The sequence below is a fragment of the Citrobacter sp. RHBSTW-00859 genome (genome assembly GCF_013729795.1).
GTDB lineage: Bacteria > Pseudomonadota > Gammaproteobacteria > Enterobacterales > Enterobacteriaceae > Citrobacter > Citrobacter braakii.
The window spans coordinates 3,231,086-3,244,331 of record NZ_CP056284.1; the positions used below are offsets into that span (position 1 = coordinate 3,231,086).

The following is a 13,246-nucleotide window of genomic DNA, read 5'->3' on the forward strand; positions in this document are numbered from 1 at the left end:
TTCATTCGAAGTCAGTATTACCTCTATGGGAGTAGTCGTTATTGTCCGACGTCAAACGGGCATAAAAAAAGCGCCCTGAGGCGCTTTTTTAGCAGAGAAAGGTAACTTAACCGATGAATTCCAGGCCATTCATGTACGGACGTAATACTTCCGGAACCTGAATGCGGCCATCAGCCTGCTGATAGTTTTCCATTACCGCAACCAGCGTACGCCCAACCGCCAGACCGGAACCGTTCAGAGTATGCACTAAACGGGTCTTTTTGTCGGATTTGCTGCGGCAACGCGCCTGCATACGACGAGCCTGGAAATCCCACACGTTGGAGCAAGAGGAGATTTCGCGATAGGTATTCTGCGCCGGGATCCACACTTCCAGATCGTAAGTTTTGCATGCGCCGAAGCCCATGTCGCCAGTGCACAGGATGATTTTGCGATACGGCAGACCCAGCAGTTGCAGGACCTTCTCGGCATGGCCGGTCATCTCTTCCAGCGCGTCCATCGAATCTTCCGGGCGAACAATCTGCACCATCTCAACTTTATCGAACTGGTGCATACGGATCAGACCACGCGTGTCACGACCGTAAGAACCTGCTTCAGAACGGAAGCACGGCGTATGCGCAGTCATTTTGATCGGCAGCGCATCTTCATCGATGATTTCGTCGCGCACCAGGTTGGTCAGCGGAACTTCTGCCGTTGGGATCAGCGCATAGTTGCTGCTATCAGCTTCTTCATCCAGCGGACGGGTATGGAATAGATCGCCAGCGAATTTCGGCAGTTGGCCTGTACCGTACAGCGTGTCGTGGTTAACCAGATACGGGACGTAGTTTTCGCTATAGCCATGCTGTTCAGTATGCAGATCCAGCATGAACTGAGACAGCGCACGGTGCATACGCGCAATCTGCCCTTTCATGACCACGAAACGAGAGCCGGTCAGCTTAACCGCCGCGGCGAAATCAAGACCCGTGTGCATTTCACCCAAGGTAACGTGATCGCGCACTTCGAAATCAAACTCACGCGGAGTACCCCAGCGGCTGACTTCGACGTTGTCATTTTCATCTTTACCCACCGGAACATCGTCCGCTGGCAGGTTAGGAATAGTCAGCGCAATGTCGCGGATCTCGGCCTGTAAGGTATCAAGTTCAGCTTTCGCGGCATCCAGCTCTTCGCCCAGTTTGTTCACTTCCAGACGTAAAGACTCGATATCTTCCCCGCGCGCTTTTGCCTGGCCGATGGATTTCGATCGCGAGTTACGCTCTGCCTGCAGGTTTTCAGTTTGTACCTGCAGAACTTTACGACGCTCTTCAAGAGCGCGCAGCTTATCTACATCCAGCTTAAAGCCCCGGCTTGCCAGTTTTTCTGCGACTGCGTCTGGCTCATTACGCAGCAGATTGGGATCGAGCATGCTTATCCTGTGCTTATCGAATTAAAATAGGAGAAAGTGACCACAGCCTGCGGTCACAGGGATACAGAGACAACATTACCGCAACGATAACACTAACGGTAGCGTTTTATAGGGCTATTTTGATCCTGTCCGGCGAGCCAGGCGAGCTTTTCGCCAATCTTGCCTTCAAGACCTCTGTTTGTGGGGCGATAATAGCGCGTTTGTGCCATTTCCTGCGGGAAGTACTCTTCTCCGGCGGCATAGGCATTAGGCTCATCATGGGCATAACGATACTCCTGACCGTAGCCCATCTCTTTCATCAGCTTAGTCGGCGCATTGCGCAGGTGAACCGGCACGTCGTAATCCGGACGTTCGCGGGCATCAGACAGCGCGGCTTTGAAGGCGGTGTAAACCGCATTACTCTTCGGCGCACAGGCCAGATAAACAATCGCCTGAGCAATCGCGCGTTCGCCTTCCGCGGGTCCCACGCGGGTAAAACAGTCCCATGCGGAAATCGCCACCTGCATGGCGCGGGGATCGGCATTGCCGACATCTTCTGAGGCAATCGCCAGACAGCGACGGGCAACGTACAGCGGATCGCCACCAGCGGTAATAATTCGCGCATACCAATAAAGCGCCGCATCTGGGGCGCTTCCACGTACCGACTTGTGTAATGCGGAGATGAGATCGTAAAAACGATCGCCTTTATTATCGAAACGCGCACTACGTTCACCGGCAATTTCGGTGAGCAATTCTGGTTTCAATACGCGCTTGCCGGAATCATCAACTTCGGCCATATCGGCCATCATTTCCAGCGTATTCAGCGCCCGCCGCGCGTCACCATTAACCAGTTCGGCAATAGCCCGACGCGTCTCTGGCGGCAGAACAATATCCTGGCCGCCATAACCACGCGATTTGTCTGACATCGCCTGGTCCAGTACCTGTTCAATGTCGTCGGAAGTTAACGATTTCAGTAGATAAACGCGTGCACGCGACAACAGCGCCGAGTTGAGCTCAAACGAGGGGTTTTCAGTGGTGGCGCCAATAAACGTAATGGTACCGTCTTCAATATGCGGTAAAAACGCATCCTGTTGGCTTTTATTAAAACGGTGAACTTCGTCCACGAACAGGATCGTGCGTCGACCCGCGTTACGGTTCTGACGCGCACGCTCAATCGCTTCACGAATTTCTTTCACGCCAGACGTAACTGCCGAAATTCGTTCGACATCGGCGTTAGCGTAACGGGCAATAACTTCGGCAAGCGTCGTTTTCCCGGTCCCCGGCGGTCCCCATAAAATCATGGAGTGCAGATGCCCGGCCTCGATAGCGCGCGGCAAGGGTTTGCCAGCAGCCAGCAGGTGCTGCTGGCCGATATACTGCGCTAAATTTTCTGGCCGCATACGCGCGGCCAGCGGCTGAAAAGTATTATCAGAAAAGTCGAGCGACAGATTGCTCACTCACACGCCTCTACTTACGTTGATCGTCAACCGTTACACCTTGCGGCGGGGTAAAGGTGAATTTAGAGGGTTCAATCGCACCATTCTGCTGAGATTTCAGCTGATAGCTGCTGCGCTGATCGTCTTGTTCAACGGCGCTGAACTGGTGGATCGTCCCGTCACGCCCAACATTGATAGTAAACTGCTTAAGGTTACCGCTGCTGGTTTTTGGCGTCAGCACGAAATCATCGCCATTTTGCTTAATATTGTACTGCTGCCAGTCGCTGGCCTGGTTACGCGCAATCAGCATGAACGGTGTGTTGCCCGTGGCATCTTTCAGCCATGTCGCAGTCGCCTGCTCAACAAACGGGTTAAAGAACCACAGCGTTTTACCATCGGAAACCAGGATGCTCTCGTCAGGCTGCGTCATATGCCAGTTAAACAGATTGGGACGTTTAACCCATAAGTCACCCTGACCTTCCTGCACCGCCGCACCGCTACCGTCCGTGACCTTCTGAGTAAAGCTGGCATGGAAGCTACTGACTTTATCCAGGCGGCTTTTCAGGTCGCTGGCAGCATCTGCCCAGACGCTGCTCACCACAAAGCTCGACAATAATGCACAGGTGATTGCGATTCTTTTCATCGTTATTCCTCAAAATACGTCACTCCCAACGGGGAGATCCCTCTGCTATCCATTTCAGGCCAAAAATCAGCATGAGGAAAGTAGAAAATACTGAATTACTTAACTTTGCAATCATTCGAAGGGCGGTGGAGCCAGCACTTCACGATTACCATTATGCCCTTGCTCGCTGACAATTCCCTGCGCTTCCATCTGTTCGATGATACGCGCCGCTCGGTTGTAACCGATACGGAACTGACGCTGGACGCCGGAGATTGAGGCTTTGCGTTTCTGGGTGACAAAGTTTACCGCCTGATCGAACAGCGGATCCAACTCTTCGCCACCATCAAAGCCGCCACCGCCGCCTTCGCTTTCGCTGTCAGACGTTATGCCGTCAACGTATTGTGGACGACCGCGCGCTTTCCAGTCCTGAACCACAGCGTGAACTTCTTCATCACGTACAAAGGCGCCGTGTACACGCACAGGGATCGTTGAGTTTGGTGCGGAATAAAGCATGTCACCCATACCCAACAGCGATTCCGCTCCGCCCTGGTCAAGGATGGTACGCGAGTCAATTTTACTGGACACGGTAAAGGCGATACGCGTTGGGATGTTCGCTTTAATCAGACCAGTGATAACGTCAACCGACGGTCGCTGGGTCGCCAGCACCAGGTGGATCCCCGCCGCACGCGCTTTTTGCGCCAGACGAGCAATCAGTTCTTCCACCTTTTTACCCACGGTCATCATCAGGTCGGCGAATTCATCCACCAGCACAACAATATACGGCAGTTTTTCCAGCACCGGATGCTGAACATCCATACTGTCGCCCGGCTTCCAGTACGGGTCCGGAATCGGACGTCCCATACGGGCGGCTTCAGCAATTTTTTCGTTATAACCGGCAAGGTTACGCACGCCAAGCGCCGACATCAGCTTGTAGCGACGTTCCATTTCATTGACGCTCCAGCGCAGGGCGTTGGCAGCATCTTTCATGTCGGTCACAACTTCAGTCAGCAAATGCGGAATGCCTTCATAAACCGACAGTTCCAGCATTTTCGGGTCAATCATGATAAAGCGAACGTCTTCCGGCTGCGCCTTGTATAACATGCTGAGGATCATGGCGTTCACCCCAACCGACTTACCGGAACCGGTTGTCCCTGCCACCAGCAGGTGCGGCATTTTCGCCAGATCGGCAACCACCGGTTCGCCCGCAATATCTTTACCCAGTACCACGGTCAGCGGAGATGAGTTATCACGGAATTTGGCGTTATCCAACACTTCGCGCAGATAAACGGTTTGACGTTTTTTGTTGGGTAACTCCAGCCCGACATACGGTTTGCCCGGAATTACCTCGACCACGCGTACCGCTGCGGTCGACAATGAACGCGCCAGATCTCGCGACAGGTTGGAAATACGCGCCGCTTTAACTCCAGGAGCAAGATTAAGCTCAAAGCGGGTAATAACCGGACCAGGTGAGTAGTTCACCACATCGGCTTTAATGCGGAAGTCCGCCAGACGAGCCTCCACCAGACGAGCCATTTGCTCCAGAGCGAAAGTATCTATCGGCTCAACCTCACTCGGCGGCGGCGTGAGCAGATCCAACGATGGCAGCGGCGTACTTGGACGGTGCGCCGGACGACTGTCGCCATTACGCATCAGGAGCGGATGGATCAGGCTATCCTGCGGCGGCGCTGTAACAGGCTGCGCCGGCTGCTGATAATGCTGCTGTGGTGCGACTGGCTGCGCTGGCTGCTGGTAATGCTGCTGCGGTGCGACAGGCTGCGCTGGCTGCTGATAATGCTGCTGCGCTGCGACAGGCTGCGCTGGTTGCTGATAATGCTGCTGTGGTGCGACAGGCTGCGCTGGCTGCTGGTAATGCTGCTGCGGTGTGACAGGCTGCTGGTACTGCGGCGCAGGCTCCGGCATTACGCCTGGAGTAAATAGCGGCTCATGCGGACCATCATCCACCAGCGTTTTCATTGGCGAAAATTCAAAGTCATCAAGCGAGAACGGATTCGCTCCGGCAGGCTGTTCACCGGAATAGCGCTGCTGCTGGGAAGAGGCAAACTGGCGAGCCAGTTCTGCTTCTGCGGCGGAATCATCATCAGTCTGACTGGCATCATCCTGATACTCCTCGCCATAGCGGTGCTGCTGCGACTGGGCGAACTGACGCGCCAGCTCATCTTGCTGCATTGCGTCAATTTCTTCGTCACTGTACGCATCTGTATCAAGATGCTCTTCGCGCGCTTTCTCTTCAGCCATACGTTGTGACGGCAGTTTTATGCCATATGACGCCAGCTCCCGACGAGTAGGTACGCGCACACGATTCGGACGCGGTAACTGCGGACCAATCCCCTCCTTCACCTGTGGACGCGGTGCACCGCTACCCGCAAGACTAAAGACAGGTGCTGCGGCAGCCGCACCCGCCCCTAAAGCGGCGTTTTTCACCCCAGCGGCCAGCGGCGCAACGGCAGCAACTGACTCAACGGGCGGTATGGATGCTGCCGTCGGCATAGATGGCTTAACACGTTCGGGCTCCTGAGCAGGCTCTGGAATCGGCTGATACCAGGCGGCCAGTTGCTCGCGCTCACGTGCACGTTTCTCTTCAACTTCTTCAAAATAGTAGAGTGGCGGACGAGTCGGTTTAACCTCTTCAACCACCGGTTCTGGTTCCACTACAGGCGGTTGTTCAATCGCAGGCTGCTGGAACGCGGCGTTTTGTTGAAAGGTTGATTCCGGCTGATAAACAGGTTGCTGCACGGGATCCGGCTGATAAGCAGGTTCCGGCTGCCAGTTGTGCTCCGCGGTAAATCCCTGCGGCTGCGGACTCTCCTCCACTACCGGCTGCTGCCATGGTTCATACTGCTGCTGCACTGGTGGCTGTGCGTAGTGGGCTGGCTGAGGATAACCCTCAGGCGCTGGCGCAATCACCGCATCACCGGTTTGCGGGCCAGGCACGGCTTGCCAGGCTACGGCTGGGGCCGGTTGCTCCATAACGGTATTGGTCACTGGCGATGTTTGCAGCAGCGGATCAACCGGTGCGCTCCAGGCCTGAGCTGCCGTTGTCGCTGCCGCTGCGGCGGCAACTGGCTCTGTCACCGAATGACCATTCAGCAGTGGGTCAAGTTCGTCATATTCAGGCAGCGTCGCACGATTACCGGAGAACAGCACATCGTTAGGATCGGCAACCACGCCACGAGCGCTGTATTCAATTTCGTCTTCATCATCCATGCGTTTGCCGGAAAATAGCGCGGCATCAGTATGACGGCCAAGCGGGTTGGTAAATTTCTCCGCCAGACGCTTACGGCGCGCTAACGCACCGCGCAGAATACGCGCCCGACGCGATTCATGAGGTTTGCCATCAGCGGTGTCGAAAGACTCATCTTCATCTTCATATTCTTCGTCATCGACCCAGGTATCGTCGCGACGGGTACGGTTGCTGGCAAACGTCAGGATATTGAGTAACCAGCCGCCCAGTTTTTCCGCAATGCTCACCCATGACCAGCCGGTAAATAGCGTTAATCCCGCAGCCCAAATGCACAATAGCGTCAGCGTACCGCCGCTACTGTGCAGTAATGGTTGCAACGTGGTGCTGAGCAGGCTGCCGATCACGCCGCCAGAGGCGAAATACCAGATGTCATCGGCATTGATTGCGGCAAGCCCGCAGGAGGTAAGGATCAGCGCCAAAACGCCAATAATACGCAGCGAAACGGCAAAATAATCGACGTATTCGTCGCTGGCCTGGTGTCGCCATGCAAACCAGCAGCCGCCGACAATGATGACGGGAATGGTGTAGGCCATGACGCCAAAAATAAAGAACAGTGTGTCTGCCAGCCATGCTCCGGGTATTCCCCCCAGATTATGGATAGGTTCGTGCCACGCGGTTTGCGACCAACTGGGATCCGAAGGGTTAAAGCTGAGTAAGGCAGCCATCAACCAGACGGCAAAAAGGGCAATAAGGATCAGTAGCGCTTCCAGGAGTCGGCGCCCGCTGCTTAACTTCGTCAATGTGACGTCTTTGTCTTCAGTGTATTCCTGGCTCAAAAACGGCTCTCCAGGTTTCAGGCTTTTCCTGCCCGATGCTAAAACGGACAACAGCACCGGGTTGCCCCGGCACTGTTGCTGTATGGATTAACAGGAGTGTAATCAAACTGCGTCGATTTTGCACCTGTTCCGTGTTAGCGCGTCTTAATTACCAGACGATTGCTCTGTTTGACTTCTTCCATTACGACATAAGTACGTGTGTCATTCACGCCAGGCAGACGCAGCAGGGTTTCCCCCAACAGCTTACGGTACGCCGACATATCCGGTACGCGTGTTTTCAACAAATAGTCGAAATCACCGGAAACCAAATGACACTCTTGAATTTCTTCAAGTTTTTGTACTGCAGAGTTAAATTGCTCAAACACATCCGGGGCGCCACGATTCAGAGTAATCTCAACAAAAACCAGAAGTGATGCATCCAGATAATGCGGGTTTAACAGCGCTGTATAGCCCTGAATAAAACCCTGTCTTTCCAACCGACGCACACGCTCAAGGCAGGGCGTTGGTGAAAGTCCCACACGTTTAGAAAGCTCGACGTTAGAAATACGCCCATCCTTTTGCAGCTCATTAAGAATGTTACGATCGATACGGTCGAGATCTTTGCCAGGGCGCTTCTTACTATCTACCATTATTATTGTCTCTCTGTATTCCTTCCCTACTCCTGCCTGACTCTACCAACATCACTGTTCAGAGCCGCTACCCATCAAAATAAACCGCAACCCAGAGGGATTTTCGGTTTGTAATGCCTGGGCTTATGGTGAGAAGACCGTTGCCTGTCGGCGGCTATCGACATCACGAATGGCATCTGTCCACACCATGCGTAGATTTCGCTAACACGGTAAACATGGTAACTACATGCATGATTATGCAGCACATACATGACACATTTTTTTTCTTCCTTGACTGTTTTCGCAAAACAGCAGGTGATTGTCAAAGCAAAACATCAATTTTTAGTACAACATGCCAGTTATTCATTCGCAGCGATGGAAAATCGTCATTTTATCACCTTATAACTGACCGATTTTTAGTAGAAATCGTTATAGTATTACGACTTATTCCCCCGCTCATCGGTTTCTGCTATTACACAAATTGTTAACAAAATCGCCATACTCTTTTTTTACGCCTGTAAATTCCCTACAATCCTGCTCATTGCCTGCCAACAACTATGGGGATCTCATGGGCGTAACCAAACACAGTAAACTTCTTATTCTGGGCTCAGGCCCTGCGGGATATACCGCTGCGGTCTACGCTGCACGCGCTAACCTGCAACCGGTACTGATTACCGGTATGGAAAAAGGTGGTCAACTGACCACAACAACAGAAGTGGAAAACTGGCCTGGCGATCCGCACGATCTCACTGGCCCGCTGCTGATGGAGCGTATGCACGAACATGCGACCAAATTTGATACAGAAATCATTTTTGATCACATCAGCAAAGTTGATCTGCAAAACCGCCCTTTCCGTCTGACCGGCGATAGCGGAGAGTACACCTGTGACGCACTGATCATCGCTACCGGCGCTTCAGCACGTTACCTGGGCTTGCCTTCAGAAGAAGCATTCAAAGGCCGCGGCGTTTCCGCCTGCGCGACCTGCGACGGTTTCTTCTACCGTAACCAAAAAGTTGCGGTGATTGGCGGTGGCAACACTGCGGTTGAAGAAGCACTGTATCTGGCGAATATCGCATCTGAAGTGCATTTGATTCACCGTCGCGACAGTTTCCGCGCTGAGAAAATCCTCATCAAGCGTTTAATGGATAAAGTTGAAAACGGCAACATCGTGCTGCACACCCACCGCACGCTGGAAGAAGTAACCGGTGATCAAATGGGCGTAACCGGGCTGCGCCTGCGCGATACGCAAAACACTGACAATGTGGAGTCACTTGACGTTGCCGGATTGTTTGTCGCTATCGGTCACAGCCCGAATACTGCCATTTTCGACGGTCAGCTTGAACTGGAAAACGGCTACATCAAAGTTCAGTCCGGTATTCACGGTAATGCCACACAAACCAGCATTCCAGGGGTCTTCGCAGCCGGTGACGTGATGGATCATATTTATCGCCAGGCGATCACCTCTGCGGGCACAGGCTGTATGGCCGCGCTTGATGCAGAACGTTATCTCGACGGTCTGGCGGACGCTTGCAAATAAGTTTTACAAATCAGTAACAAAAGTAAAAAAGGCGACTATAAGTCGCCTTTATTTTTGCCTCGTTGTAACATTGCCCTGCCCAAAAATTCCAATAACTCACCTGCTAAGCGTGCAATGAATAAAACCCGTCAAAAAGAGCTGACCCGCTGGTTAAAACAGCAAAGTGTAATTTCCCAACGATGGCTGAACATTTCACGCCTGCTGGGGTTCGTGAGTGGTCTGTTAATCGTCGCTCAGGCCTGGCTCATGGCCCGCATTCTGGACCATATGATCATGGCCAATATTCCCCGAGAGGCGCTGCTGCTTCCGTTCATCGTGCTGGTATTGATTTTCATCCTGCGGGCATGGGTCGTCTGGTTACGCGAACGGGTCGGGTTTCACGCAGGGCAACATATTCGCTTTGAAATTCGCCGCCAGGTGCTTGACCGTCTGCAACAGGCTGGTCCGGCCTGGATACAGGGCAAACCGGCCGGAAGCTGGGCCACGCTGATCCTGGAACAGATTGACGATATGCATGATTACTATGCACGTTATCTGCCGCAAATGGCGCTGGCCGTATGCGTCCCATTATTGATTGTGGCGGCGGTATTCCCGTCAAACTGGGTAGCCGCCCTTATTCTGCTCGGAACAGCCCCGCTGATCCCGTTATTTATGGCAATGGTCGGAATGGGCGCTGCCGATGCTAACCGCCGCAATTTTCAGGCTCTTGCCCGCCTCAGCGGTCATTTCCTCGATCGTCTGCGGGGCATGGAAACGCTAAGAATATTTGGTCGCGGTGAAGCCGAAACGGAAAGCATCCGCGCTGCGTCGCAAGATTTCCGCCAGCGCACCATGGAAGTCCTGCGCCTGGCGTTCCTGTCATCCGGTGTCCTTGAGTTCTTTACCTCTCTGTCTATTGCGCTGGTGGCGGTTTACTTCGGTTTTTCCTACCTCGGAGAGCTAGATTTCGGCCACTATGGGACAGGCGTCACGCTGGCAGCAGGCTTCCTCGCGCTCATTCTGGCGCCGGAGTTTTTCCAGCCCCTGCGCGATCTGGGCACGTTTTATCACGCCAAAGCGCAAGCCGTTGGTGCAGCTGATAGTCTGAAAACCTTCATGGAAACCCCGCTGGCTCATCCAGAGCGTGGCGACATTGAGCTGGCGACGAAAGACGCCGTTTCAATTGAGGCACACGATCTGATTATCACTTCGCCGGAAGGTAAAGTGCTGGCCGGCCCGCTCAACTTTACCCTGGCAGCCGGTCAACGCGCAGTGCTGGTTGGACGCAGCGGTTCCGGTAAAAGTTCGCTGCTTAATGTCCTGTCCGGTTTCCTCTCTTATCGGGGATCGCTGCGAATTAACGGCTTTGAACTTCGCGACCTGTCACCTGATTCCTGGCGTAAACAGCTGTCATGGGTCGGGCAAAATCCGCAGCTTCCTGCCGCCACGTTACGCGAAAACGTTCTGCTGGCTCGCCCCGATGCCAGCGAAGAACAGCTACAAGCCGCACTCGACAGCGCCTGGGTCAGCGAGTTTTTACCGCTGCTGCCGCAGGGTGTGGATACGCCAGTCGGCGATCAGGCGGCCCGACTTTCCGTCGGGCAAGCGCAGCGCGTTGCCGTTGCTCGCGCCTTACTCAATCCCTGTCAGTTACTGCTGCTGGATGAACCCGCCGCCAGTCTTGATGCGCACAGCGAACAACGCGTGATGCAGGCGTTAAACGCGGCATCTCGCCGCCAGACCACGCTGATGGTGACGCACCAGTTGGAAGATCTTGCCGACTGGGACGCTATCTGGGTGATGCACGACGGACAGATCGTTGAACAAGGTACCTGGACCGAACTTAGCTCAGCCAACGGGGCTTTTGCGACATTACTGGCTCATCGTCAGGAGGACATCTAAATGCGCGCTTTGCTACCTTATCTGACGCTGTATAAACGTCACAAATGGATGTTAACGCTGGGGATCGTTCTGGCGATCGTCACGCTGCTGGCAAGTATTGGCTTACTGACGCTTTCAGGTTGGTTCCTGTCGGCTTCTGCGGTGGTTGGCGTCACCGGGATTTACAGCTTTAACTATATGCTCCCTGCCGCAGGCGTACGCGGCGCAGCGATCACCCGCACCGCGGGGCGTTATTTCGAACGACTGGTCAGCCATGACGCAACATTCCGTGTGCTGCAGCATTTGCGTATTTATACCTTCAGCAAACTGCTGCCGCTCTCCCCTGCGGGCCTGTCCCGCTATGGACAGGGTGAATTACTTAACCGCGTGGTGGCTGATGTCGACACGCTCGATCATCTGTACTTGCGCGTGATCTCCCCGCTGGTAGGGGCTTTTGTCGTCATCATGGTGGTCACGCTGGGGCTAAGCGTTCTCGATTTCACGCTGGCTATCACCCTCGGCGGTATTATGCTGCTGACCTTATTTATTCTGCCCCCACTCTTTTATCAGGCAGGCAAAAGCACCGGACAAAGTCTGACGCATCTGCGTGGGCAATATCGTCAGCAGTTAACCTCCTGGCTACAGGGCCAGGCTGAATTGACCATTTTTGGCGCCAGTGAACGTTACCGCGCTCAAATGGAAGCCACCGAGCTGCAGTGGCACGAAGCCCAGAGACGCCAGTCTGAATTAACGGCGTTGTCGCAGGCGGTCATGCTGTTAGTCGGCGCGCTGGCAGTGATTATGATGCTATGGATGGCCTCAGGCGGCGTGGGCGATAACACCCAGCCAGGCGCACTGATCGCGCTGTTTGTCTTCTGTGCGCTAGCCGCGTTCGAAGCGCTAGCGCCTGTCACCGGCGCATTTCAGCATCTCGGCCAGGTTATTGCCTCTGCGCTGCGCATCACCGAACTGACCGAACAGCAGCCAGAAGTGACCTTCCCGGATGCGGGTTCCTCGGTTTCAGAGCAGGTAACCCTTACGCTACGCGATGTATCATTCAGCTATCCAGGACAGGCGCAAAAGGCACTCGATACACTTTCCCTGCAAGCCAACCCCGGTGAACACATTGCGATTCTCGGTCGCACCGGCTGTGGTAAGTCAACGTTATTGCAATTGCTAACCCGCGCATGGGATCCGCAGAGTGGCGAGATTCTGATTAACGGACAGCAAATTGCGACCCTTAGTGAAGCCACACTGCGCCAGAGTATCAGCGTCGTGCCACAGCGCGTGCATCTGTTCAGCGCTACGCTTCGCGATAACCTGTTACTGGCGGCACCGCACACCGGGGATGACGCATTAGCCGCGATGTTGCGCCGCGTCGGTCTGGACAAACTGCTTGAGGATGATGGACTCAACGCATGGCTGGGCGAAGGCGGTCGTCAGCTTTCTGGCGGCGAGCTCCGTCGTCTGGCTATCGCCCGCGCCTTATTGCACGATGCTCCGCTGATGCTGCTGGATGAACCCACCGAAGGGTTGGATGCCACAACGGAAAGTCAAATGCTTGAATTAATTAGCGATGTCATGCGCAACAAAACCGTATTAATGGTTACACATCGTCTGCGTGGGCTGTCACGTTTTGATCAAATAATAGTAATGGACAACGGACAAATTATTGAGCAAGGTAATCACGCAGATCTGTTAGCCAGGCAGGGGCGTTATTACCAGTTTAAGCAACGTCTGTAAGCTATTATTGAACGATCAAACTCG

The 13,246-nt window shown here is 54.0% G+C and carries 8 protein-coding genes; 3 read left to right on the forward strand and 5 right to left on the reverse strand.

The window, feature by feature from the left end; all coding sequences use genetic code 11:
- Positions 1-106: 106 nt before the first annotated feature.
- The 5 genes from serS to lrp all read right to left on the reverse strand — a co-directional run bounded on the left by serS (position 107) and on the right by lrp (position 8,103).
- On the reverse strand, positions 107-1,399 hold the full coding sequence (gene serS, locus HV302_RS16210) for a serine--tRNA ligase (RefSeq protein ID WP_003831902.1): 1,293 nt from the start codon (positions 1,397-1,399) through the stop codon (positions 107-109).
- A gap of 92 nt (positions 1,400-1,491) precedes the next feature.
- Complete coding sequence (rarA, locus tag HV302_RS16215; RefSeq protein ID WP_181626282.1) at positions 1,492-2,835, reverse strand: replication-associated recombination protein RarA; 1,344 nt, start codon at positions 2,833-2,835, stop codon at positions 1,492-1,494.
- Between the two features lie 10 nt (positions 2,836-2,845).
- Positions 2,846-3,457 (reverse strand): outer membrane lipoprotein chaperone LolA, encoded by a 612-nt coding sequence (lolA, locus tag HV302_RS16220; protein WP_003831898.1) that lies wholly within the window; start codon positions 3,455-3,457, stop codon positions 2,846-2,848.
- A 111-nt stretch (positions 3,458-3,568) separates the two neighbouring features.
- A complete protein-coding gene (gene ftsK, locus HV302_RS16225) occupies positions 3,569-7,474 on the reverse strand; it encodes a DNA translocase FtsK (protein ID WP_181626283.1) in 3,906 nt (1,301 codons plus the stop codon).
- A 134-nt stretch (positions 7,475-7,608) separates the two neighbouring features.
- Positions 7,609-8,103, reverse strand: coding sequence for a leucine-responsive transcriptional regulator Lrp (lrp, locus tag HV302_RS16230; RefSeq protein WP_002439523.1), 495 nt, complete (start codon positions 8,101-8,103; stop codon positions 7,609-7,611).
- Positions 8,104-8,650: 547 nt separating this feature from the next.
- On the opposite strand from lrp, the gene trxB reads away from it, so the two are divergent.
- The 3 genes from trxB (at position 8,651) to cydC (ending at position 13,222) form a co-directional block, all read left to right on the forward strand.
- Positions 8,651-9,619: a thioredoxin-disulfide reductase gene (gene trxB, locus HV302_RS16235; protein ID WP_047359391.1), complete on the forward strand. Its 969-nt coding sequence runs from the start codon at positions 8,651-8,653 to the stop codon at positions 9,617-9,619.
- 114 nt (positions 9,620-9,733) lie between these two features.
- Complete coding sequence (gene cydD, locus HV302_RS16240) at positions 9,734-11,500, forward strand: heme ABC transporter permease/ATP-binding protein CydD (protein ID WP_181626284.1); 1,767 nt, start codon at positions 9,734-9,736, stop codon at positions 11,498-11,500.
- On the forward strand, positions 11,501-13,222 hold the full coding sequence (cydC, locus tag HV302_RS16245) for a heme ABC transporter ATP-binding protein/permease CydC (protein ID WP_181626285.1): 1,722 nt from the start codon (positions 11,501-11,503) through the stop codon (positions 13,220-13,222). It abuts the gene before it with no gap.
- The last annotated feature ends 24 nt before the right edge of the window (positions 13,223-13,246 follow it).